This window comes from Thioclava sp. 'Guangxiensis', from assembly GCF_045348365.1.
Taxonomy (GTDB): Bacteria; Pseudomonadota; Alphaproteobacteria; order Rhodobacterales; family Rhodobacteraceae; genus Thioclava; species Thioclava kandeliae.
Map to the genome: position 1 here is coordinate 191,223 of NZ_CP155823.1, position 25,464 is coordinate 216,686.

Genomic DNA, 25,464 nt, shown 5'->3' on the forward strand with positions numbered 1-25,464 from the left:
GGAGTTCAGTCGTTCAGCTTTACGACGCGTTTGCCGAAGGCGTCGCCTCTCAGAAGCCCGATAAACGCGTCGGGAGCCTGTTCTAGGCCCGCGATCATTTCTTCTTTGTACTGGATCTTGCCGTCGCGGACCCATTCGCCCATCTGGTTGGCGAAGTCGGGATAGAGATGCCCAAAATCGTCGAAAACGATGAACCCGCGCATGGTCATCCGTTTTTTCAGAATGGTTCCCATCAACAAGCCCAGGCGGTCCGGTCCGTCCGGCAGGGATGTTGCGTTGTACTGCGAGATGAGACCGCAGACCGGGATGCGCGCCAGCGGGTTGAGGAGCGGCAGGACCGCGTCGAAGACCGCGCCGCCCACGTTCTCCCAGTAGATGTCGATCCCCTTGGGCGTCGCGTCCATCAGGGCATCGGGGAAACCATCGGCTTTATAGTCGATGCAGCCATCGAAGCCCAGTGTATCCACCACATGGGCGCACTTCTCGTCCCCACCGGAAATTCCGATGACGCGGCATCCCAATATCTTACCGATTTGCCCGACCGTGGCGCCGACGGGACCGCTTGCCCCCGCGACGACGATGGTCTCGCCCGCCTTGGGCTGCCCGATCTGCGTCAGGCCAGCCCACGCGGTCAGTCCGGGCATGCCCAGAACGCCAAGAGCCCACGACGGGTTCTCGGGATTTTGCCCCATGTTGATGACGCTCGATCCGTCCGACACGGCATAGTCCTGCCAGCCCCCAAAAGCCTGCACCCAGTCGCCAGCCGCGAACCCGTCGACATCTGACGTGATCACACGGGCAACGGTTCCTCCGATCATGACCTCGCCCAGGGCGACCGGGTCTGCGTAGGACGGCGCGTCGCTCATCCTGCCGCGCATGTAGGGATCGAGCGACAGGTATTCGTTCTGTAACAGTCTCTCACCTTTGCCCGCTTTTGGTACCTCGGACGTTTCGAGGCGCAGAGTGTTGGCGTCGGGCTCTCCCTCGGGGCGTTCGGCGAGGACGAACCGGCGGTTTTCGGTTTGTGCCAGGGTCATGACTTTGGTCCTTGAAACTTGGTGTGCCGATCAGAACGTGACCGGTAGGGCAAAGGTCCGGCCGGTCACGCCACGTCATGTGCGCCGCGCTCAGGAATAGGCACCGGCCGAATAGGTCAGCTCGTAGCTGTGGCTGTAGAGTTCGAAAACGACGCCGAACGGATCCTCCACGTAGACCATGCGGAACGGTTTTTCGTCGGGGAAGTACTCACGCACGGGCATCCGCTGCTTGCCACCGGCGGCGACGATCTTTTCCAGCAGCTCTTCCAAGTTCGGATCCTGCACCGCGAAGTGGAAGGTCCCGTGTCGGCGATAGGAGAAGTTGTCGTCGGGTTCTTCGTTGCCCTTGAATTCGAAAAGCTCGAACCCGATCCCGTCGGCCGTCGATAGATGCGCGATCCGGATCCGGTCCCAGCCGGGACCAAAGACGTCGGTACACATCACGCCGATGGCGCTGTCGTCCTCGGTCACCTCGCTTGCCTGCATGATCACGTAAAAGCCCATGACCTCCGAGTAGAATTTCACAGCGGCGTCCACGTCGGGGACAGAGATGCCGATATGGGAAAACGTGCGTGGCGTGACGGTCATTGTTGTATCCTTTCCAAGTTTGCTTGAGAGACAGATAGACACGCTGTCCTATTTCGTGAAATTATCATTTGAAATATTTTTGAAAACGAATCATGATGGTTTGATGCTGAACGCGACCTGGCTCGAAACCTTCGTTACCCTTGCCGAGACGGGTCATTTCACCCGCGCTGCGGAGCGGCTGAACATGACGCAGCCGGGCGTTTCGCAGCACTTGCGCAAGTTGGAGCGGCAAGTCGGGCAAAAGCTGATCGCGCAGGAGGGCAAAAGCTTTGCGCTGACCGCGGCGGGCGAGGCGGTTCGGGATCTGGGTCTTGCGCGCAGGGTCGAGGAGCGTCAGCTGCGCGCAGCGATCACCGCCGACGATCCGGATATCGGCGAGGTGCGGATCGCCTGCTCGGGCAGTTTCGCCCAGCTACTCTATCCGCGGCTTCTTGCTGTCATGCAGGATGCGCCACGGCTGACGATCCATCTGGAGGCGGCGCCGCAAGACAGCGTTCTCTCGGGCGTTCTGGACGGGCGCTTCGATCTGGGTGTCGTCGGGCAGGACCCCGGACACCCGCGCCTTGACGCTTGGTCGATCGGGCGTGAGGAACTGTGTCTGATCCTGCCTGCCGATGCGGGCGGACAGCCGGTGACATTCGAGAACCTCGAAAATCGCGGGTTCGTCGCGCATCCGGATGGCCATGCCTACGCCAACGAGCTTCTGTCCCTGAACTTTCCCAAGACATTCACCGGCGCGGATCGGTTGCGCGTCCGGACCTTCGTGAACCAGATCGGCCAGATCCCGGTACCGGTCGCGGAAGGCATCGGATACACCCTTTTGCCCCGCAGCGGAATCGAGGCCTTTCCAAGGCGTGATCTGCTGATCGTCGCGAGCCTACCCAATCGGTGCCACCATGAACTGTGGTCGATCCACCGCAAAGGGCCCGCGCTTCCGGCCCGGGTCGCGCACATTCTGGGCATTGCCAGTGACATCGCACGACATATCGGCTGACGTTCGAAACCACCACAAATACTTCTGCGTCAGCTTCTGCAAAAAATCACGTCGCGCCATTGGTGTTGAGGGCTGGAATGAGAAGATGACAGCGGCCGTTGGTGTAAGCGCAGCAAAAGCACGGTTTGTCCGCATTTCTGACGTCGAGCAACCGAGTCGTGCTGCACAGTGCCACGAATGGCTGGTTCAGTGAACTACATCACCGCGTAGATCGGCCCGATGAATGTCCGGATAGGGCCGAACACGTCGACTGGGTAGCTTAGCCCTCGTATCAGGCTGCCGTACCGCCGCATGACCGGTTTGAGCCCTAAACTACATTGTTTGCTTGGCGGGTCCGCTTTATTCCTTAGCAACTGACCGAAAGTAGGAATAGGAGAGCGAATGGCATGGCTTATGAAATCAATATAGAACGAGACAGTGGTCGGCCAATCAGCCTAAATGAATGGATGAACGCCGTAAGCAGTGTTGAATACGTTAGGTTAGCAGATACAGCGACCACGATAGTGACGAATCCCGTTACTGGAGAAAAGATATCGAATTCTGTAACGCATGGAACAGCTGCACTGTTTGACCCTACTAGTCAAACTTGGATCAGAATGTTCAGATGGTTCAATGGACGGATTTCAACTCGTCCTTCCCCTGATTTTCAAACGTTCAATAGTCAGCAAAGATCAGCAATGCGGGCTTTGGCTGCGCAGCTAGGTGCCCAGATCGTGGGTGATGAAGGAGAGATTTACGAGTAGAGGGACAGTGGATTGCGCCATTTACGTGAATGACCGCTTCGTCCGGATATTGTTGAAAAAGTCTGTTGCTTGACGCCCGAGGCTTTGATTCACTCGTTCTGAGAGTGGAGGGCATTGCAATGATGGGGCCAAGGCAAGTTGCGCAGGGCGCTTTGTTTTACGATTTCTCTATTGAGAGTTTCGTGCCGTTGGATCACCCGGTGCGGGGTATCGACCGGTTCCTCGACCTTTCGGATGTACGGCCAATGCTGGCACCGTTCTACAGTTCTGGCGGGCGCCCCTCGATCGATCCCGAGCTGATGATCCGCATGCTTCTGCTGGGCTATTGCATGGGCATTCAGTCCGAGCGGCGGCTTTGCGACGAGGTTCATGTTAATCTGGCATATCGTTGGTTTTGCCGGTTCGATCTGACCGACGCGGTGCCGGATCATTCGACATTTTCCAAGAACCGGCACGGGCGTTTCCGTGAGAGCGGGCTGTTCCGGCATCTGTTCGAGACCGTTCTGCAACGATGCATCAATGAAGGTTTGGTCGGCGGTCACAGCTTCGGCGTCGATGCCAGCTTGATCCCGGCGAATGCCAATCAGACGCGAGGCGTCGACAGCAAGGAAGGCCTGTCGCCAGACCTGCTGTCTCGAGCCGTGAACGAATATATTGAAACACTCGACGATGCAGCTTTCGGCGCCGCAACCGCAGTCGTTCCCAAGTACATCTCGCCAGTAGACCCGGCTGCCCGCTGGACGGGAGCCGACGGCGGTGCCGCATACTTCGCTTATTCTACCAATTATCTGGTGGACTTGGATAATGCTGTGATCGTCGATGTCGAGCCAACAGCTCCGATACGGCCAGCGGAGGCGCGCGCCGCACGGGACATGATCGACCGCGTTCAGCAACGCTTTGGCATCAAACCCGGAAAGTTGGTCGGCGATACAGGCTACGGATCGGCCGAAATGTTGGGCTGGCTGGTGGAGGAGCGCAAGATTGCCCCTCACATCCCCGTCTGGGACAAATCGAAACGCACCGACGGCACCTTCTCGCGGGACGACTTTGTTTACGATACGCCCACCAATCGGTATACGTGCCCTGCCGGAAATACGCTCGAGACGTCCCGCCGGAAATTCTCTACGCCGCGCACCACGAATGTCAGCAAGGACGGATTGATCCGCTACCGCGCGCGCAAGCAGGATTGCGACATTTGCCCCTTGAAAGCGCAATGCTGTCCGACCCAACCCGCCCGAAAAGTGCTCCGCTCGGTTCACGAAGCGGCCCGAGACATCGCTCGCGAAATTCGCAAAACCGACGCCTACATGACCTCGTTCATGCAAAGGCGAAAGGTCGAGATGCTCTTTGCCCATCTGAAGCGTTACATCGGCCTGCGCATGATGCGTCTGCGCGGACCCAAGGGTGCAACCGAGCAATTCCAACTCGCCGCAACCGCCCAGAACCTCCGCAAACTGGCCAAGTTGGTGCCCGGGCCAGCCCCCGCATGAGCGGAGCCGGCAATCCGATCTTTTAGGATCGTACGCAAAACGCTTCGAACGTCGACTTTATCAACAATATCTCCGCATTTCTGACGTTTGCAGCGGATGTGTCGCGCAGGTTCGGCGCGACATAAAACCCGTTTGAAGGCCAAAGGCAGCTTCGAGCCCATGTTACTCTTACGTCAGAGTGCGGCGAATGGCTGCTTCGCGATGATGGTCTTGCCCCACTGGAGTGGTCCACCTTTTGGGATAGTTTATCCCGTATGATGGAGGACTACTTAGATGGCAGGTAAACGCGAGAAGCCGGAAGACATTGTCATGAAGCTGCGTCAGGTTGAGGTCTTGCAGGGTCAAGGCGGATGCGGTGCGCCAGATTGGCGTGACCCAACAGACCTTTTACCGCTGGCGCCGCGAGTTTGGCGGGATGAACCGCGATCAGCTCAAGCGGCTGAAGGAACTCGAGAAAGAGAATACGCGGCTCCGTCGGGCCGTGTCGGATCTGACGCTCGACAAGCTGATCCTGACGGAGGCGGCTCGGGGAAACTTCTAAGCCCTTCGCGTCGCCGTCAGTGCATTGACCATGTCAGGCAGGAACTTGGCATTTCTGAACGCCGCGCTTGTCGGGCTTTGGGACAGCACCGGTCGACCCAACGCAAGATCCCGTCCGGTCGTCAGGACGAAGCGCTTTTGACGGCCGACATCACCGAACTGGCGCGCAAATATGGACGGTATGGTTATCGTCAGATCGCCGGCTTGTTGAACCAGGCGGGATGGTGCGTCAACCACAAACGGGTCGAACGGATTTGGCGACGCGAAGGGCTTAACGTCCCGCAAAAACAGAAGAAACGCGGGCGGCTCTGGCTGGCGGATGGCTCCTGCGTCCGACTGCGGGCCGAAAGGCAGAACCATGTCTGGTCATACGATTTCGTCCAGGACAAGACCGCGGACGGGCGCGCCTATCGCATGCTCAATATCGTCGATGAATACACCCGGGAGGTGCTGGTGATCTGTGTCAAACGCAAGCTGAATTCGGTCGATGTCATCGACGCGCTGACAGATCTGTTCATCCTCCGTGGGCCGCCCGAGTTCATTCGGTCCGATAACGGCCCTGAATTCATTGCCACCAAGCTGCGGAACTGGATCGAAGCCGTGGGCGCCAAAACAGCCTATATCGAGCCGGGCTCGCCTTGGGAGAACGGATATGTGGAGAGCTTCAATGCCAGACTTCGCGACGAGTTTCTTGATGGGGAGGTGTTTTATTCGCTTAGAGAAGCCCAGATCCTGATCGAACGCTGGCGCCAGCATTACAACACGGTGCGCCCGCATAGTGCCTTGGGCTATCGCCCACCCGCTCCGGAAAGCATCGTGCCCATAGACCAAAGGCCCACGATGCACTAATTTTTAAACCGGACCACTCAAGTGGGGCAGACCAATGAACTCGCGTGGGCTCACGCCGATAGTTCGCCGAAACATATAACTGAACGCACTGGACGATTCGTACCCCATATCTAAGGCCACGGTCGTCACCTTCTGACCGCTCGCCAACAGCGATACCGCATGAAGGACTCGGGCATGACGCAGCCATCTTGACGGGGGCATTCCTGTTTCGGAGACAAACAGTCGTTCGATTGTCTTGCGGCTTGCGGAGGCGTTAGCGAGCCATGCCTCGACTGAGCGAACATTACCCGGATCATTTAGCGCTGCTTCGGCGGAGCCCCGAATGCGTTTGTCTTGCGGCATTACCAAGGACAGCGGGACATCTCGCGCCGATTGGATCTCGTGTCGAAGGAGCGCATAGAGAGCGCTGACGTGTCTGGTCGTTCTGACCGCGATCCTGTCGGGCATGGTCGCTTTGAACAGCGAGCCCAATAGCGGCGTCATTGCAAAGATACGGCAGCTGCTCCCAAGCCGTTCTGCTTCATCCCGGTTGACATCAACGTAGCGCATCACGTTGTCGGACCCGAAGCGCAACCAGTGCTGCACGTCTGGCGGAATCCAGACTGCCATAGCCGGGCTCAAGAGCAAAACGCGATCGAGCGTTCCGACATACATCGAACCTGAATCGGCCGAGATGAGCTGGCCGAACTCGTGCGAATGCCAGTAGGGATTTTCTCCCGCCTCCTGGGTTTCGGTGTCCCCAAGGTAACGTGGACGCTTTGTTCTACATTGCCTGATGCTCATAGATGACGAACTCTCGACATTATTTGTCCAACACTCGACAGAAAGACATACCAAGAAAGGGTAGGGTCCACCAGACCGGGCAACAGGTCCGGCTCCTCGCATCGTTTGGAAGCAATAGATGAACAAGAGCGCATTCATGACATGGTTCGCCTTCGGCCATCTCGCCAATGACTGGCCAATTGCTGCGCTTTGGCTAATCGCGCCTGCCGCCGGGTTTTCCATGGGCTTGTCGCCCGCCACTGTCGGCCTGCTCTTCACTTTGTGCAACCTAGGCGGCGCGCTCGCGTACATCCCAGCTGGGTATCTTGCGGATCATGTTTCGAACCGAGGGCGTCTGCTGGTTCTCACCTTCTGGTGGGTGGCCATCGGGTACGGGTTGGCCGCCCTTGCACCAGAGTTCTGGAGCCTCGCCGTGCTTCTTGCCATTGCTGGAATGGGTAATGCGGCCTGGCATCCGATTGCGACCGGCGTGCTGACCCGCGACAACAAGGAGGGTCGCGCCAGAGCTTTGGGGGTTCACGCCATAGGTGGGTCTTTCGCCGAGGTGCTGGCCCCCTTATCGGTCGGTTTTCTTCTCTCGATCATTAACTGGCGCGGTGCTTTGGCAATTTCGGTTATTCCCACTATCCTGTGTGGACTGTGTTTTCTGTCGGTGGCGCGCTCTATGCCGGCAGCCGAAGCCAAGAAGGCCAACCGGAACGAGCTTAAAGACTTGATCCGCGCGTGGCTGACAGGTCGTGGCCCGCGCGTCGTCGCGATGATCTGCCTTTACAACATGGCGTTGATCGCGCTTCTGAGCATGATCCCACTCTACCTCGCAGCGGTCCACTATCTCGCACCAGCCAAAATCGGCGTCATTTTCGCCGCTCTACTGACTACAGGAGCAATCGCACAGCCGTGGGTGGGTGCGTTGTCCGACCGTATCGGGCGCAGTCCAGTTCTTGTTATTGGCAACGGGGTCGCCGCGCTGTGCTTAGCTCTATTGGCCCTTAATCCACCCTTTTGGTTTGTTATCCCGACCTTGGCTATCGGCGTTGCATCGCTCGATGCGATCCGGGCGTCGATGCTGGCGAGCGCGGTCGATCACTCAGAAAGAAGCGAAGGTACGACGCTGGGTCTGGCTTTCGTTCTATTGGATGGGGTCGGAGCGTTTGGCGCTGTCTTGGCCGGGGTTGCGGCAGGTAGGTCTTGGCAAGTCATGTTCGCGCTCACCTCGGTTTTCGCGCTGACGGCTTCCGTCCTAAGTGCGGTGAGTATCGGCGAACAAGCTGATCTGCCGCGATCGGTTGACTTGCTGATGTTCCGCAAATGGAAAGAGAGAACACACCACCGCAAAGACCTGAAGGAACGTCTCTCAACCAACCCACACCTGATCGAAGACATGGGCCTCAAACGGGCAGAGGCCGAGGCAGAGGTGGCGAAGCGGTTCTGGGAGCCTTGATATAAACCTCCACGCAGGAAAGCCGACGTTGGAAGAATGGCAGGTGTGTCCGCATTGCTGCCATTTGATATGGAAGGACTGGCCCACAGCCACCATTCGCTCCGACTACTGGAAACTTGCCAACTTCCCGGAGCCGAGTATGGATCATGTTGGCCACGAAGCCCATCGACTTCCGCAAGGGCCAAGCGTCTCAATCGCGCTTAGGACAGGATTCGGGCGACGGGCTTAACCCCGCGGGCTGCTGAAATGCTCCCTGTAAGTTGAGTGCTAAAAGCCTCACCCGCCCTAAAGCTGGATTGCTGTCCAATCCTGATCCTCAAGGGGTTCGATGCTGCGGAATTGCGGCAACCGTTCGGCTAATCTGAGCCCGGACTGCATGATCGACGAGAGGCCATAGGCGTGTCGCTGGCAGACATATACAGAGCCTGAATGGCCACGGAAGCGATACTCACGTTCATCTGCCTCGACGCTGACAATACCGGAGTTGATCCGCCACCGGTCGGACTGCGTATAGCCGCCGAACCAGCCTGCCAGTACTCGTAATTCTTCGACAGGCTCGCCGCGCTGGATGATTGTGACGCGCAGAATGATCCATGCGTCAGGATGTTCACTCATGATAGGCCTCCATTTACCTTGTTGAGATCAGAAACTTTATTGCGCTAACGTCCTGTCAGGATTTCAAACCCGCCATCATGGCTCGACGAAGCGACCCCCATGTTGTCCGGAAGCCCAGCAGCGGAAATCAGGAAATCTTTGCGGATCGGCCACGAGTGCGGTGGTCAACGCGGTGCCTCATGGGCTCTTGCGGTGTCCGCTCCAGCCTTGTCTTCATCTTTACTAGGATTGTGCCCCTCGTTGTCGGGATCGCTTAGGGTGCGAGGTAAGTGGTTGGGGAGCGGGGGCGCGCTTTCGACAAATCTCCTCACCCGCTCTGGATCCGGTTCAGCCGATCGCGTTGTCCCCCGATAGGCGATGATCACATGGACTAAACCGACCAGGCAGATCAGCATCCCCGAGATCGAGAAGAACGCTTCAGCCGACATCATCGTGACCCTGCCAGTCTCCGACCGAGCGCGAGAATGACATCGGCTGCATAATACGCGTCTCCTTCCGGCACGATGGGACTGGCGCATCCCGCCAGTTCACAGCGCAGGATGGCGCATGTTTCGGGTGACAGTTTATCCAGCAGAACGGGCGTGTAAGTTTCGTGGCACCGCAGCGCATATGCGTAATCCCATTCAAGAGCCGGATGGATGTCGTGCTGCTCCCACGGCTCATTCAGAGACTGCAAGGCCGGAGCTTCGCTGACGATGCAAATCTCCGCCAGATCATCCTCGTTTTGGCCATGATCCTCGTCGGGGTATCCGATCGAAACATTCTGAATGCGTGTACCAGCAACCGTGGAGGACAGCCGTCGATGCGAATGTCCGAAGAACCATATGTCGATATCGGCCTGTTCTATCACATCGGTCAGATCCGAATGGAAAGCTGGTGTCAGGAGATCCAGCGGGCCCGCGGCGGACGGGTGCGGGCCATGATGGGTGACAACGAAGGTCCGGCCTTCGCCTGCGAAATGAGGGGTCGCCAAGCGCTCCTCCAGCCAGGCGCGATGCTCGCCATGCAGCCGGATGGTATCTCCGGGCGTGATCGGGACAAGGTGAAGCGGTCGTACCGCGTCTGGATCGTACTTCTCATGATCTGGGGCTTTGATGGAAATCATATCAAAGTCGCGCATGAACCGGCGCGCGAATTGCATGGCCGCGTTTCTGTCGCCCATGAGGTCGAAGTCGGTCCAGAGAGTGGCACAGAAGTAGCGGTCGCGGCGATGGCGGAGTTCGGTCTTCTGAGCAAACCAGCTCCCGCAGTCACGGACCATGTCGCGCAGCCGTCTGTCATCGTCGAGCCTGCTCCTGTAATAGTCGTGGTTCCCCAGAAGGATGCAGATACGATCCGCGGGCACGTAACGGGCCAGATAGGCAAGCGCGTCCTGCAGGGACGGACCGAGAGTATCTGACAGATCTCCGGCAATGATCAGGGCATCGAGGTCATGCTGAAACAGGCGATCCTCCAGCCCGTGGAATTTGAGAGGATTGCCTCCAAGCCAAAAGTAGGACTTGAGATGAAGGTCGGCCAGTACCGCAACGGGCCCGCCGTTATCCGGGATTTCAAGCACAGAGGGGCCTGGCAACTTCGCCTCCTTGACGACCTACGCGCGGGCAGCGAAAGTGCTGGCGCGGTTATGTCCGACGAATCAATTAAGCGATTGATCCGCGCGGAATTTCTATAGGTCTGTGCCAGTCTTTTCGGCGGTGCAACCCCCTCGCGAAGCGCCCCATTTTTTCGCAAAGACCGCAGTGCGGCCGATCTCCAGAATCCGCTGGCGGCAACCGGCTTGAAAAAATATTTTTCGCAAACTCTCCTGAGGTGGCTTCTCGAAGTTTTTCGCAATTTTTTGGCCGTCAGCACGGCGGATCGGCACATTTCACCGGCTTTCGACCGGAGAAAGCGCCGAATTTCTCGAATCAATATTACAGCCGCGCGTGTCAGTAAAAGCCTCACCCGCGCCTCCTCCTGTAAAAGAGCTTGTAGTCCTTCCAAAATCAAGAAAATTGCTTCAGATGCGCCAATTGACAGTTCATATGCTCTATGTCTGACTGCTTTATGATTTTGAGGACTGGGTAGCGCAAAATGTCATTTGATACGGTTGAGGAACACACGCGCGGCCAAGTCGCGTTGGAGCTTGATGTCGCGCAAAAGGTGAATTTTGCATCCTCCCAGAATGGCGTTTCAGTGCTTAAGAACGTCGTTTTGCAGAACCTGACAGATGTGCCCCTGGAGAAGCTTACCCTCGAGCTGTCCTGCAGCCCCGGATTGATCCGCCCGAAAATCTGGACGGTGGACCGGTTGATGCCCGGCCAAAATCAGCAGTTGCCCGACCTTGAAACGCCGCTTGATATACAGATCCTTGGGGGGCTCAACGAGGCAGAATGGGGAGAGCTACAATTTGTCATCAAGCAGGATGGGGCAGAACTGCTCGACGAGCGCCATCCGATCGAGATGCTGGCGCGTGACGAATGGGGCGGTGTCGGCGATATGGCACATCTCCTGGCAGCCTTCGTTTCTCCGAACGACGCCGTCGTCGCAGCTGTCTTGAAAGACGCCGGCCGGCTGCTGGAAAGTGTCGGGCAGAGTGGCGCCATGAATGGTTATCAATCTGGCGATCCATCACGATCATGGATGCTGGCGGGTGCGATCTGGTCGGCGGTCACGGGTATGGGGCTGACTTATGCGGTGCCGCCTGCAAGTTTCGAACTGAACGGCCAGAAAATCCGCGATCCCGGACGGATCAAATCTGAGGGTCTGGCGACTTGCCTCGACACTGCCCTCCTACTGGCGGGCTGTTTCGAGGCAGCGGGCCTGAATCCGGTTGTTCTTTTCTCCGAAGGCCACGCCTGGACCGGTGTCTGGCTGACCGAGCGCGACTTCGGGAGCATCAGCGAGCCTGATGTGATGACAGTCCGCAAAGCCATCGAGGCGCGTGAATTCGTGGTTATGGAAACCACCTTGTTGACGCATCGGCCCAGCATTGGATTCGAGCAAGCGGTTGATATGGCTCGAGATCTTGTCTCGGAACGCAATGAGCATAAATTTGTCATGGCGATCGATATCCGGCGGGCGCGGGCGGCGCGCATCCGCCCGCTTGCCAGCCATCGTTCTGCACCGGAGGCCGAAGCCGCGGAGGTCGTTGCAAGTCCGGCGGCTTTGCCACGACCGCTTGATCTGGGGCTCCTGCCGGGCGAACTGATCGAGGAGGAAGCATCGACCCCTGCGGACCGGATCTCGCGCTGGCAACGTAAGCTGCTGGATCTGTCCTTGCGTAACCGCTTGTTGAACTTCAAAGACGGCAAGCAGACGCTTCCCTTACTCTGTCCGGATGTCTCGGCGCTCGAGGATCAGCTGGCAGAGGGCAGGAAATTCCGTGCGCTTGCGCTCAAGGATGAGGATCCGATCGGCTCGCGCGACCTTCTGGCAAAAGACGAGCCCAAGCTCCTTGAAGGAGTGGCGAAGGACGCGTTTGCCAAGGGCCAGATTGCGGTGCCACTGACGGGCAAGGAAAGCGAGCGTCGGCTTCTTGAACTCCACCGCCGTGCCAAGAGCGACCTGCAGGAGGGCGGTACGAACACGCTGTTCCTTGCAGCAGGCTTCTTGCGCTGGAAAAAAACCGAAGGGGATACCCGCAGCTATCGGGCGCCGCTCCTTCTGGTGCCGGTGAAAATCTCTCGCAAGTCTGCCCAGTCGGAATTCGTGATCGAGCATCACGAAGATGACGTGCGCTTCAACACCACGCTGCTGGAATTTCTCAAGCGGGACTTCGACCTCAAGGTGCCCGAACTGGAGGGCGACCTGCCGCGCGACGAGAGTGGTTTCGACCTGCCGCGCATCTTCGAGATCATGCGCCGCAAGGTTCGCGATGTTGCGGGGTTCGAGGTGGTCGAGGATCTGGCACTCTCGACCTTCTCTTTTGCAAAGTTCCTGATGTGGAAGGATCTGGTCGAGCGCACGGACGGCCTGCGTGAAAGCGCCTTGGTCAAGCACCTCGTCGACAACCCGACAGAGCCGTTTCTGGCCGAAGGGGCGCCCGGGTTGCCGGTCGCGGTTGATGTGGACCGCAGGCTTGCGCCCCGTGACCTGTTCACGCCGCTCCCTGCGGATTCCTCACAGCTTGCAGCGGTTCTTGCCGCACAGGAGGGGCATGATTTTGTCCTGATCGGTCCGCCGGGAACGGGCAAGAGCCAGACGATTGCCAATATCATTTCTCAATGCCTTGCTATGCAGAAAACCGTTCTCTTCGTGGCGGAGAAATCGGCCGCGCTGGATGTGGTGCAGCGGCGTCTTGCTTCGCACGGGCTGGGAGATGCGGTGCTGGAGTTGCACTCCAGTAAGGCCGACCGGAAATCGGTATTGGCGCAACTGGGCCGCAGCTGGGCGCGGGCGACCAGTGCTTCTGAGGCCGAGTGGATCAGGGTGACAGATGACCTGACGGTCACCCGCGAACAGCTGAACGCCTATGTCGCGGCCTTGCATGCAAAAGGTACGCAAGGCTTCAGCGTTTTTCAGGCAATCGGAAAAGCCGCTGGTCCGGCACAACTGTTCAGCCTGTCCTTCGCAAATAAGGATGCGCATGACGCTCAGAGCTACATGCATTTGCGAAAGCTGGCCGAGGCGCTTGGCCGCTGCCATGGCATCATCGCAGGCCGTGCGCCGTTGCCGCTGATCGAGGCGGCGGAGTGGTCTTTCGGCTGGCAGGCCGATCTTCTGGATCGTAGCGCGAAACTGAGCGTCGCGACCCAAGAGCTGGCCGAGGCGGCAAAGGCGCTTGCGCATCAAGCGGGGCTGGCGTGGACAGCTACGGGCGATACGTCAGAGCTTCAACCGCTTGTGCTTCTGTCGTCGATCCCCGAAAGCGATGGGGATGTGAGCTGGTCGCTCAAGCGCGATGTCAGCGAGTTACAGGCTCAGTCAGAGGCGCTTACGCAGAGCCTTGCCGGTTACAGGGCCGCCGCCGCGCGGACGTCTGGTCGGTATCCGATGGATCGGCTGGACAGTATCCCGCTGGATCAGCTTGATGCCAACTGGCGGTTCGCGCAGACTAAAATGTGGCCGTTCTCGATCTTTGCCAAGTCTTCGCTTCGCAAGCTATTGCAGACCTATGCCGAGAGCGGCAGTGCCGATCCGCAGTCCGATATCGTCGCTTTGGCCGATGCCAAACGCATGAGGGCCGAGGTTGAAGCCACGCCACTCAATGGGTGTCCTGTGGTCAAAGGCATACAAACAGATACCGCACAGCTGAACGCGTGGGTGTCTCAAGCGTGCGCGCTGCACGCAGCCATTGCCCAAGTCACGCCTATGGTCACCGATCCCGTTCGTTGGGATCTGGCCTGCCAGAGCCTTGCGAAAGAAAGCGGCGGCCTGAGAGACGCGATCACGCTCTTCCGGCACAAGTATGATGCGTGGAAGGAAACGGCCGATGCCTTCGCACGGATCTCGCGGGTATCGCCTGCCGGCATGGCGCTGTCAGAGCTGCTGAGAGCCTTGCAGGTCATTCAGGACAACAAGGAGCATCTGCAAGACTGGACCCGTTGGGTCGAAATACGGGCGCAGGCGACGGGCGCGGGGCTTGAGGCGCTGGTTCTGGCTGTGGAAGAGGGGCTGATCGAGGACGACATTGAGGCGGCCTTCACCTCTGCCTATGCAGCCTGGTGGTTGCCGCAGGCTATGGATGCGCAGGCCGAGCTTCGCGGCTTCTCTCATTGGTCGCATGAGGATGCGATCAAGCGTTTCAGAGAGCTGGATGATCGGGCGACCTCCATGGCGGCGGCTCAGGTTCTCTCCCGCATCCAGCACGGGCTGCCTATGCAAGACACCGTCGCGCGCCGCTCGGAACTTGGCACATTACGCCATCAGCTGGGGCTACAGCGGCCCAGCATGCCGATCCGAGAGCTGATCTCGGAAATGCCCGATGCCTTTACCAAGTTGGCGCCCTGCGTGCTGATGTCGCCGCTTTCCGTAGCGCAATATCTGCCTGCGGGACAGGCCGCCTTCGATGTGGTGATTTTCGATGAAGCCTCCCAGATCACCACTTGGGACGCGATCGGTGCGATTGCACGGGGCAAGCAGGCGATCATTGTCGGAGACCCGAAACAGTTGCCGCCCACGAATTTCTTCGGACGCAGCGATGCCGGAGAGGAGGATCTGCCGGAAACAGAGCGCGATCTGGCCTCCATTCTGGACGAGGTTGCAGCAGCAGGGATTCCGACGCAGCAGCTTGACTGGCACTATCGCAGCCGGGACGAGGCGCTGATCGCCTTTTCCAACTGGCATTATTATGGCGGTCGACTGGTGACATTTCCCTCTCCGGCTACGGTGTCGGAAGCAGTACAGTTGCATCAGGTCGATGGTGCCTACGGGCGGGGCATGGGGCGGACCAATGAGGCCGAAGCCCGCGCTATCGTCCGCATGACGGTGCGCCGTCTCAACGAATGGCTGACTTGGCCGGAAGAAGAGAGGCTGACGCTCGGGGTCATCACCTTCAATGCCGAGCAACAGGGCCTGATCCTTGATCTTCTCGACGAGGAGCGCCGCAAGAACCCCGATCTGGAATGGTTCTTTGAGGATGCGCGCGAAGAGCCGGTTATCGTGAAGAACCTCGAGAACATCCAAGGCGACGAGCGTGATGTCATGCTGTTCTCCATCACCTTCGGCCCCGATCATGCGGGTAAGCTCTCGATGGCTTTCGGTGCGCTCAACGGCGATGGCGGCGAAAAGCGTCTGAACGTTGCCGTCACGCGCGCCCGAGCCGAGCTGCATGTCTTCGCCTCGATCCGTGCTGACCAGATCGACCTGACCCGAACGAAAGCCATTGGTGTGAAACATCTCAAAGGCTTCCTCGATTTCGCAGCCCGCGGTCCGGTGGCACTTCCGGCGCAGGACGATGGTTCACTGGGGCCGGTCGAGAATGTTTTCGAAGCCGCGATTAAAGCGGCGATTGAGGCCAAGGGATGGGAGTTACGACCGCAGATCGGCGTCTCGGGCTTCCGGATTGACCTTGGCGTTGTGCATCCCGATCACGCCGGCGTCTATCTTGCGGGGATCGAATGCGATGGCGCGACCTATCACGGCTCGGCAACAGCGCGAGACCGTGACAAGGTACGGCAGGCTGTGCTGGAGAACCTTGGTTGGACGATCTTCCGGATTTGGTCGACCGACTGGTTCCGCAACCCTGCCGCTGTGGCCGAGCGCATTCATATCGCATTGACCGCCCATCTCGAGGCGGATCGCGCCAAGCGTGCGGAGGACGAGGCCGAACGTGAGGCCAAGCTTGCGTACACGATGGAGGAAGAAGACACTGGCGTCGGTACTGACGAGAGTGACGAAATGGTCTCCGCCGAAACGACGAAACCGCAGGATGTCATGTCAACCTCCACGCCCGTCCGCCAGACGCCACAATTTGCCAGCAGCGCGCAGGCAGAAATCGCGGAGCCCGATGAGGTGAAAGAAATCACTGCCAATCCCGACAGGTTCTATGAAGCAGACTACATTCCCGTTCTCGAAAAGCTGATCGCGGAAATTGTCGAGCAAGAGGGACCTATGCCAATCGCCTTGCTCGGCAAACGCGTTTCAGGGCTACATGGCTGGCAACGGACTGGACGGCGGATCTCCGAGCAAGTGTCCAAGGCGCTTGGCCATGTCGAAATATATCGCGAAGAGGGCGTTGACTTCCTTTGGGCATCCGGAACGAAGGCCGACAGGCTCGGATTCCGCGCGGGGACCGATCGTTCCATCCGGGATATTTCCCGTGCCGAGATCGCCGAGCTCTATGAACGCCACGCATCTGAGTTGAGCCGAAGCGAAGATCCGGTGCTCGATCTCGCCCGCTACGCGGGAATCGCTAGACTGTCGGCGGATGCGCGTTCGTATCTTCTGACATGCTTGGAGTGGCAGAGGGCCACAAAGCTTTAAGGCTCCTGAGCAGATGAATGTTTGTGAGATGCTTTGCTCTTCTACGTCCATGAGACCTGCATCTTCCCAAGAAATATTGCATTCTCCGTATCATCGTTGCTACGCCGTCCAATATGGAGCATCAAAATTCGCAAACTGAACGGAAAAGATATTGGCAGGGTTTGCATCGACGTTTGCCCCCCAACGGCGTCACAAGCGCTTGGCCAACGGAGGATGCCTGTCGAGCCCGGCTTGCCGAGATAAGATGGCCTGACGGTGTCCAATGTCCACGTTGTACAAGCGCGAATATAGGTGTCCTCGAGAAGCGGCAGACCTTTCATTGCAAGGCCTGCCGGCATCATTTCACGGTGCAATCCGGAAGCCTTTTCCATCACAGCCGTGTCACGTTGCAGTTATGGTTCTCGGCAGCCGAGATCATCATTCAAGACCATGTAAGCGGTTGGCACTCAGCCGGCCCAACCGGTCATGATTTGAAAGACAAGCTCGGAATTTCCTATGTAGCCGCGCATAAACTCAAGCGTAAGATCATTGCGGAATTACTACTGCCGCATGGCGGTATCATCGGGGAGTGCATCTTAATGCCCGATGACAGCGGTGACTGGCTTGACGACCATGACCTCGACGAACTGGACCAGTTCTTAAACAGCATGCGATCAACGCGGCGGCGCAATGTCCTTAGATAGGCTTCTGTCACTCCGACCCATACGCGCGATCGCGTGTTGAGTTATCGATACAGGTTCTCCCCATTTGCACGCCCTACGGGGCTAGGCGGTGTCGCAGACGCTTGCTAGTGTAGTCTTCAGATAAGGAGGAACGGCGGCCGACAGAAAGGGACAAGGCGGCTCAGACAGAGTTTGCGAAAAAACGATGTACAGTTCGCACTTCTAAAAAACCATTACAAAACAAATATTTGATTGACCGTACTGCGGAAATATGTGATTTCGCCGACCCTGAAATCATGTCCGCGTCTCAACTCGGAGGAAAGGGCCGGAACGACAAGACACATCGAATAAAAAACGCGCGCCATTTCGGGCGCGCGCTATAAGTTGGGGCGGGTCCGCCCTTGGATATATGCCGAACATAAATGCCAAAGAGCATGACGGCAACTTTGGACCTCGCCCTTCGTTACGAAATATTTCTGCTCGGCTCTGCCGGCGCGGACCGATGGAGACATGCCTGTTGCCTGACGATCATATTGCCCTTCATCCGGCAAATCTCTTCAAACAGCCGGATGGGCCAGTTTCTGGCGCATTTGATGACACCTACCTGCATTCGCGTGCCTCGCGGTCGATCACTCGAAAATCGCCGTTTCATTTTGTCACACAGCTGACCTTCATCAATCATTCGGGCAAGTCCCAGGCCCTAGGATGTGCAAGCCTGCTTGAACACAAAGTCGCGCTTTGTTGCATCTACCGCCCCGAATTTCGTGACATGGAAGAACAATTGAGCCGGATCATGGTTCGGACAGCGGGCGTATGCGCTACACCATATTGGTTCGATTTCAGGCTGACGCTGACATCCGGTAAGCGCATTGCCATCGCGGTTAAACCCGAACGAGAGAGCTCGACCTACGCATTCCGTCAGAAGATGGAAGCAATCAGGAATATTGCCGTTCCTGAAATTGCAGATCATGTCCATATTATCAGCGAGCGTAATATTGATCCGGTCCGACTGGCACGAGCAAAACTGTTTCATGCTGCGCGCTTTCCAGATCCGCAGCTTGATATGTATGTCCGGTCAGAGCTTATCGGGCTTGAACGCCCGCAATCTATCAAAATATTTCTGGCAAAAACCTCACTTGGCGGCGAGGGATGGTGGAGTGTGGTGCGTGCGATCCGCGCCGGCGTTATCAACGTGGCGGCTCACGAAGCCATCACAGACCGGTCGGTCATCAGCTTGCCAGGAGATGTGTGATGGCTGTTTCGCTCAAACCTCGCCATTATCTACTCGAAGTGGATTGTACGTTCCGCATCGGGCCGCGCCAGGGTAAGGTCATCGAGACCCGCCCCGAGGGTTATTTGGTCGTCTGGGACGAATGGCATGACGCCGAAGGCATCGTCAGGGAGCGTTCGCATCAACTCCTGCCATATGATCAGGTCGAAGCAGACAACCGCTATGGGCAGTTGGCCGTTCTCTCCCGGCCTCGCGCTCTGAACACTTCCAGTGATGATATACAGCGGCATATCCGCACGCATGAAGAAGTTAAACGTATGCTGGTGCGGAAATCCTGCGCCGTCGCCGCGGAACAGTTAATTGACGAAAATCGGATGAGCGCGCGCCGTAAAGATTTCGAAGATCATGCGGAACTGATCATTGCACGGGCCAGAGCCGTCCATGCTAGCCTGGTGGAAAATATGGGTCGGCCGACGCGGCGCTCTGGAAACCGCCAGATCTATGGGGCAGATTCCACTCGACGGCCCTATAAGTTTATCCTATCGATCAAGGGCAATCCGGCGCGCAAGGGCAAGTCGCTTTATGACTGGCTAAAGGCTTTCAAGACCTCCGGCGAAAAAGGACTTTTTGACGCCTACCGCCGATGCGGCGGCAAATCCGGCCATGCCGAAGAGCTCGCTGATTTTGTGACGGGCGTCCTCGACGCCCTGTTGGATATGGAACGCCCAACGCTCAGCTCGTTGCATGACAGCGTCTTGGCCGCGATTCAGGCAGAAAATGCACTGCGGCATGGTGCTGAGGTTCCCCTGCCGTCCTTATCAAACCGGGTCAGTAAGGCATATGTTAAGGCACAAGCCGAAAGGCTCGGGCATGCGGCCTATGCCATCCGGTCTCGCGGTTTCGATGCTGCGTATCGCGATATGCATGCGCTTGGCATCGGTGTGACGACTTATCGCGCTCTGGAGCGCGTGGAAATCGATGAATACACGATCGATCTGACACTCCTGATGCGCTTGACGGGGATCTTCAAACTTTTGGCTCCGCATGAAATCAAAGCGCTTGGTTTGGACGGTTCTGCAAAGCGGGTTAAAATCTCTGCCGCGATTGACGTTCATACCCGCTGTCTGCTTGCGCTCCAGATCGTGCCTGCCGATACGACGGATACGCTGCGCCAAACCCTGGAGATGGTTTACACTGACAAGACGCCGCTATCTGATGCGGTGGGATGTCGCTACGAGTGGAAACAACATGGCGCCCCAGAAGAGATCGTCCTGGATCGCGGCGGCCCGTACATTTCAGATGAAGCCTACCACATTCTCGCATCTCTTGGGATCAGCAACATCGGCGCGCCAGCTGGAAAGCCATGGTTGAAGCCCTTTATCGAGCGCGTGTTCAGGTCGATGCACAACCTGTTTCTACAACGGTTTTCCGGCCGTAATTTCGAGAACACGACAAAGCGCGGCGAGAACGACCCTGCGGCTCGGGCCACGATGACGCTCGGAGAGTTTCTGAGCTGGCTCGTGTACTGGACAGTGGATGGCTACCATAACCGGCCTCACGACGGGTTGGGCATGACGCCGCTTCAGGCTTGGGACGAAGCGACCGAGTTCCAGAAAGTTCGTAAGTTGAGCAGTAAAGAAATGCGCCTGGCATTTGGCACTCGCATCAAGCGAAAGCTCGGCCGCCATGGGCTTACCGTAATGTATGTGGACTATCAAACCAAAGGTCTGTCTTCCCGTTTCCTGCATGCAGGTAACCAGAAATATGAAATCTGCTATTGGGGTGGCGATGTCGGCGCGATTGAAATCCGCGCTGATAACGGTGAATGGGTCACCGCGACTGCAGCAGATGAACGATGGATCGGGAAAGACGAGTTCGAGCTACGCGATTGGTTGCAGCAACGTCGCTATAAAGATCCTGAAGCAGAAGAAGCTCGCCTTTGGCAGATCCATCACACCAACGAACGTTCCAAGGCACTGAAACTCGCCAAGGGGCTCTTCGCACGTCCGCGCACGGCGCAGGGTGTTGAACTGACCGAAGCCCATTTTGCCGATCACATGGACACGGCCGAACGGCGTTATCTTGCGGGGCCCTATCGGGACCTGTTCGAGGATGAGGTGATTCCTGCCGCGTCTGCGCAGGAGCCACCACAGGCATCATCGCCCTCCGATGAGAAGAAGCTCCCACAGGATGATGACCTGATGGAGTAAGACTGCACTAGCCCGAAACCTTCCATCGATCTGCCGTCACCCCGTTTTAGGGGCCGGATACTTATGTTCAAAAATGAGGATCATAACATGTCTCACGCCACCAAATTACCGCTGAAAACAGACGCTACGACACACGAAAAAATCAATTGGATCGGCGATCGCTATTTCCTCCTCGATCGCGACGTGGAGTTGAAGGATAAGCTCTCGCGCCTCTTTGCCAGCGACGACGCAGGGCAACTCACTTCCGTTCCCAAGCAGGATCCGCTGACGGGAGAAACCCGTGGCCTGATGGTGATTGGGGCCTCTGGGGCAGGGAAATCCGCTTTATTGAAGCGGACCCTGCGCAAGCTTGACATCTTCAAGATTGCCGATCGTGATAATATGGGCAACGCGCTTTATGTCACAGTGCCGCCCGAAGCAACGATGAAGAGTCTGGCCTCACGGATTGCGAAGGAGCTCGGCTATATCGACATCAATCCGCGTGCAACTTCGGATGAAGCCTGGGCTATCGTATTCCACAGAATGAGCAAAATGGGCATTACCCTGCTTGTGATTGATGAGACCCACCACCTGCTACGTAAAGGGCCGGGACGCGATGTTGAGGGCGCTATCCAGAGGCTCAAAAGCCTTCTTCAAAGCGATTGGCCCTTGGCCGTCATTATCGCGGGCGTGGATAAGCTGCGCGATGGCGTGATGACGGATCCGGAAACGGACAGGAGGTTCCCTAAGTTTCAGCTGACCCGTGTTACTCTCGGAAGCCGCGACGCTCATACTTTTGCGCGTAGCATGCAGCTTTGCGCCGAGAATATCGGCTTGACGCTTACCGAGACTACGCTCCCTGAGCGCGTTCTATTCGCCGAGGATGGACAACCCGGTCGCGCCATCAACCTTGCGAAGCTGATCCTCGTGGCTTGCCTCGAAGCAGGCCACAGCCATGTTTCTCTACAGGACGCCTATCGTGTTTTTTCCGCCGAATACGGTGAATTGCCAATCAGCCCCTTCGCAAACGCTGAATGGAGCACGTTGCGTGCCTCTCTCGTCGAAATCGGATGGACCCGCTGATGCGCCTGCAGCCCTTCATCCCGCTCCACTCGAACGAGACCACGCTGTCCTTTGCGGGGCGTCTCGCGGCAGCCCATACCGGTCAGTCCCTTACCCGGCTGCTCGCGGACATGAGGATCAACACCGAGCATTTCGTGCTTGGGCGTCCTGACGCAATTTCGGCTTTTGCCGAGATTGCCGGAGTGGGGGCAGACGAACTCTTGAACGCAACAATGCGCGGTATCCTGGGCGGCGTCGAGTTCAGGAGCGAGCGCTTTCACGGGGCCTTCCTGTCCCGTGCGACAGATAAGTTCTGCCCTTGTTGTCTTGCAGAAGATGGCGATCGCCAAGATTGGCGTCAGCGGCTGCTCTGGTGTTTCGCGCCGGTTCATCAATGTCCGCGTCACGGAATCCGGCTTGCCCGACTGGCTGCACCAGCGCGGACCTTACAAGAAGGCCTATCACACCTTAACTTGCCCTCTGATGACGCTGCCACGAAATTTCTACCGCGCTATCTTTCGTGGCTGCAATCGCGCCTCGATTGCGGTTCTGCTGTGGATACGCCTTGGTTAGCATCCCAGAGTATACAGCAAGTATTGGACGCCAGTCTGATGCTTGGAACCGCTTTAACATATGCCTTGAACGTTAGGGCCAAAACCTTGACCGCAGAGGAACAAGAAGCGGCTATCGAGCATGGATTCATTATTTATTCTCGCGGCGCTGAGCACGTGACTGCCGCTTTCGACACCATTCGCGCCACTTCAAAGGCTCGTGCTGTTCAGGCAGGACCACTCGCTTACTACGGTCGCCTCTTCGAATGGCTTGATCGGCAATGTAACGACCGTGACCCCGGGCCCATTCGCGATCTGCTGCGCGATCACATTATTAAACATGACGTGATAGACGTTGGCCAGGTCGTTCTCGGTCAAGAAGCGACGGAACGCCGCTTTCACAGCGTCCAGAGCCTCTCTGAAGCTCTCCGGGTTGAAAGACGACGTATGTCCCGCCTGCTTCAGAAATTGGGAAAGGTGCCGGTAGGAGCGTCGGATGCAGAGGCTGGGTTGCTGCGTTTTGAGGCCAACGAAATCACTACTCTTCTGATGGATTTCGAAACTGCCATTCCGATGGTTGAGGTCGCGGATTACATAGGGGCATCATTGTTTCAGATGCAGACGCTATACGCAGAAGGAATGATTTTTCCTATCGTACCCCGCAAAGCCCGTGGCGCCGTGCGCCAAGTCGTCTTCGCACGGCGTTCTCTTGACGCATTTCTCGCAAAGCTTTCGGAATTGCCACTGGCAGAGAGCGAGAATGGTCTTGACCTTCATCCGATCAGTTATGTTTGCCAAAGAGGCGCGGGTACCACGATTGAAGTCTTGAGCGCAATCTTGGCCGGGAAGCTGCCTGCATTTCGCAAACCCGGGAAACATGGGCTCGCCGCGGTGGTTTTGTCGCCATCCGAAGCTCTGGCTTGTCGGACGGTGTGACCGGCGCAAAGTCTCCTCCCTGAATGCTCTAATTCACGGCCCGCCTTGCGGGCCTTTTTTCATGCGCGCGTCGGACGAATGATGGGTACTCTGGGAAAAACTTACCCTGTCTATGGGAAAAACTCAGCTTGGCGATTTAAATGGGTGTTTTTATGCTATTGAATATGCTAAGTAATTAGAGGCGAATTTGGGATTTGGGAAAAACTCAAAGTAGTTCTACAGAGGGTGTAAAACTAACCTGAGTTTTTCCCGAAGCAGGCTAAGTTTTCCCGAGATCTATATATAGGGCGCCCAATGGGCGCCTTTTCTATATGTTGATTTCCCTTCGCTGTCGGCTAGGCTAAGCCGATCTCTTAGACCCAAGGGCGTATTTCATGGCCAGCAAGCCCCTCAATAAAGCCAATCTGACCGCGCTCGGGGCCGAGGTGCTGGCCGATCTACTCCTTGAGGCGGTGAAGGGGGATGCCGCGCGGCAGCGCAGGGTGCGGATGGCCTTAGCGGCCGATGAGGGGCCCGAGACGGTTTCCGCCGATATCCGCAAGCGCTTTGCCGCGATCCGGCGGGCGAAAGGCTTCCTGAACCGCCCCTCGCAGAAAAAGCTGGCGCAGGAGTTGACCGAGGCCATTCAGCTGATCGAGACCCGCATCGCGCCCACAGCGCCTGGCTTGGCTTTTGACCTGCTCTGGACGCAACTTCATCTGGCCGAAGGCATCCATGAGCGCACCGATGACAGCTGGGGGACCATCGGCGACACGATGCGCGCGGCGATGCAGGCGATTGGTGAGATCGCCCCGCACCTGACGCTTACCTCCGACACGCTGGCCGAGCAGATCCTTGAGGCCACGCTTGCAGATGGTTACGGCGCTTTTGATCGCGCGATCGAGGTCCTCGCGCCCGCACTTGGCCCAGAGGGGCTGGCCGCGCTGAAGGACAAAGCCACTGCCGCTTTTGAAGCGCCGATCGCCGCCAGCGACCTTGCCCGCTATGATTATGGCCGCCCGTCCGAACGCGAAAGCCGCGCCCGTCAGTATCGTAGCAGCACGCTGGAACGCATCCTGCAGGACGTGGCCGATCAGCAGGGCGATGTCGATGGCTGGATGGCCAAATACACGCCCGAACAGTTGGCCTACCACACCATTGCCCCCGATGCCGCGACCCGTCTCTTGGATGCAGGCCGCGCCGAGGAGGCCCTCGCGCTGATCCGCACTGCCCTCGCCGCGCAGAAACCTGATCAGCGGTCCGACTGGCACGACCCGCGCGAGCTCGATGATGCGCATTTCGCCTGCCTCTCGGCGCTCGGGCGCAAGGCGGAGCTGCGTGAGGCTCTTTGGGCGCGGTTCGAAGCGCGGCTCTGTCCTGATGCGCTGCGCCATCATCTGAAACTGCTGCCGGATTTCGAGGATATCGATGCGGAGGATACTGCCCGCGCAATCGTGCTGGCCTATCCTTCGATGACCAAGGCGCTGTGGTTTTGCCATACCACGCAGGATCTACAGCTGGCCCGCCAGCTGATCGACGCCCGCTACGCTGAACTGAATGGAAATGTCTACGAGATCCTGACGCCGCTGGCAGAGGAACTGGCTCCAAACCACCCGCTTCAGGCGGCGCTCCTCTGGCGCGCCCTGATCGATTTTGCACTCACCCAGCAGCGCAAGGGCCGCTACGGTCACGCCGCCCGCCACCTCCAAAGCTGTGCCGAGGCCGACACCCGCATCAGCGACTATCGTCCGCACCTCTCGCACGCCGCCTACCTGCAGGCGCTAGAGGACACCCATGCCCACCTTGCAGCCTCGAAAAGAAGAAACTGACAGGTTTCGTGCTCAAACTCAGATCGAACCGATCAGCTGC

Annotated in this window: 16 protein-coding genes and 1 pseudogene; 12 read left to right on the plus strand and 5 right to left on the minus strand. The window is 57.8% G+C overall.

Annotated elements, in window-relative coordinates; translation table 11 throughout:
- Positions 1-5: 5 nt before the first annotated feature.
- Positions 6-1,037 (minus strand): NADP-dependent oxidoreductase, encoded by a 1,032-nt coding sequence (locus ABEB22_RS14435; RefSeq protein ID WP_349295684.1) that lies wholly within the window; start codon positions 1,035-1,037, stop codon positions 6-8.
- 90 nt (positions 1,038-1,127) lie between these two features.
- Positions 1,128-1,625 carry a lactoylglutathione lyase family protein gene (locus ABEB22_RS14440; protein WP_349295685.1) on the minus strand — a complete coding sequence of 166 codons (498 nt, stop codon included), beginning with the start codon at positions 1,623-1,625 and terminating at the stop codon, positions 1,128-1,130.
- 103 nt (positions 1,626-1,728) lie between these two features.
- On the opposite strand from ABEB22_RS14440, the gene ABEB22_RS14445 reads away from it, so the two are divergent.
- From ABEB22_RS14445 to ABEB22_RS14460, 4 genes and pseudogenes are all read left to right on the plus strand, one after another.
- Entirely contained in the window at positions 1,729-2,619 is an 891-nt protein-coding gene (locus ABEB22_RS14445) for a LysR family transcriptional regulator (protein WP_349295686.1), read from the plus strand.
- 386 nt (positions 2,620-3,005) lie between these two features.
- Positions 3,006-3,362: a hypothetical protein gene (locus ABEB22_RS14450; RefSeq protein WP_349295687.1), complete on the plus strand. Its 357-nt coding sequence runs from the start codon at positions 3,006-3,008 to the stop codon at positions 3,360-3,362.
- 119 nt (positions 3,363-3,481) lie between these two features.
- Entirely contained in the window at positions 3,482-4,852 is a 1,371-nt protein-coding gene (locus ABEB22_RS14455; RefSeq protein ID WP_349295837.1) for an IS1182 family transposase, read from the plus strand.
- Positions 4,853-5,125: 273 nt separating this feature from the next.
- Positions 5,126-6,241: pseudogene (locus ABEB22_RS14460) on the plus strand (IS3 family transposase).
- A gap of 3 nt (positions 6,242-6,244) precedes the next feature.
- On the opposite strand, the gene ABEB22_RS14465 reads toward ABEB22_RS14460, so the two are convergent.
- A complete protein-coding gene (locus ABEB22_RS14465) occupies positions 6,245-7,024 on the minus strand; it encodes a helix-turn-helix transcriptional regulator (protein ID WP_349295688.1) in 780 nt (259 codons plus the stop codon).
- 118 nt (positions 7,025-7,142) lie between these two features.
- On the opposite strand from ABEB22_RS14465, the gene ABEB22_RS14470 reads away from it, so the two are divergent.
- Positions 7,143-8,465, plus strand: coding sequence for an MFS transporter (locus tag ABEB22_RS14470; RefSeq protein ID WP_349295689.1), 1,323 nt, complete (start codon positions 7,143-7,145; stop codon positions 8,463-8,465).
- A gap of 285 nt (positions 8,466-8,750) precedes the next feature.
- On the opposite strand, the gene ABEB22_RS14475 is transcribed toward ABEB22_RS14470, so the two are convergent.
- Together ABEB22_RS14475 and ABEB22_RS14480 are read right to left on the minus strand one after the other, a co-directional pair.
- Complete coding sequence (locus ABEB22_RS14475; RefSeq protein WP_349295690.1) at positions 8,751-9,080, minus strand: hypothetical protein; 330 nt, start codon at positions 9,078-9,080, stop codon at positions 8,751-8,753.
- A gap of 427 nt (positions 9,081-9,507) precedes the next feature.
- The gene (locus tag ABEB22_RS14480; protein ID WP_349295691.1) at positions 9,508-10,653 is read right to left on the minus strand and encodes a metallophosphoesterase; all 1,146 of its coding nucleotides are present in this window, start codon (positions 10,651-10,653) and stop codon (positions 9,508-9,510) included.
- Positions 10,654-11,273: 620 nt separating this feature from the next.
- On the opposite strand from ABEB22_RS14480, the gene ABEB22_RS14485 reads away from it, so the two are divergent.
- The 7 genes from ABEB22_RS14485 to ABEB22_RS14515 all read left to right on the plus strand — a co-directional run bounded on the left by ABEB22_RS14485 (position 11,274) and on the right by ABEB22_RS14515 (position 25,424).
- Positions 11,274-16,985: a DUF3320 domain-containing protein gene (locus ABEB22_RS14485; RefSeq protein ID WP_349295692.1), complete on the plus strand. Its 5,712-nt coding sequence runs from the start codon at positions 11,274-11,276 to the stop codon at positions 16,983-16,985.
- A 113-nt stretch (positions 16,986-17,098) separates the two neighbouring features.
- A complete protein-coding gene (locus ABEB22_RS14490; RefSeq protein WP_406871187.1) occupies positions 17,099-17,668 on the plus strand; it encodes a transposase in 570 nt (189 codons plus the stop codon).
- Between the two features lie 496 nt (positions 17,669-18,164).
- On the plus strand, positions 18,165-18,899 hold the full coding sequence (locus ABEB22_RS14495) for a hypothetical protein (protein WP_349295694.1): 735 nt from the start codon (positions 18,165-18,167) through the stop codon (positions 18,897-18,899).
- On the plus strand, positions 18,899-21,088 hold the full coding sequence (locus tag ABEB22_RS14500) for a hypothetical protein (protein WP_349295695.1): 2,190 nt from the start codon (positions 18,899-18,901) through the stop codon (positions 21,086-21,088). The genes ABEB22_RS14495 and ABEB22_RS14500 overlap by 1 nt, the downstream gene beginning before the upstream one ends.
- Before the next feature lie 87 nt (positions 21,089-21,175).
- Complete coding sequence (locus ABEB22_RS14505; protein WP_349295696.1) at positions 21,176-22,150, plus strand: TniB family NTP-binding protein; 975 nt, start codon at positions 21,176-21,178, stop codon at positions 22,148-22,150.
- Positions 22,138-23,616, plus strand: coding sequence for a TniQ family protein (locus ABEB22_RS14510; RefSeq protein ID WP_349295697.1), 1,479 nt, complete (start codon positions 22,138-22,140; stop codon positions 23,614-23,616). Before ABEB22_RS14505 ends, ABEB22_RS14510 begins: the two co-directional genes overlap by 13 nt.
- 374 nt (positions 23,617-23,990) lie before the next feature.
- Positions 23,991-25,424, plus strand: a complete 1,434-nt coding sequence (locus ABEB22_RS14515; RefSeq protein ID WP_349295698.1) for a DUF6880 family protein — start codon at positions 23,991-23,993, stop codon at positions 25,422-25,424.
- Positions 25,425-25,464: the final 40 nt, after the last annotated feature.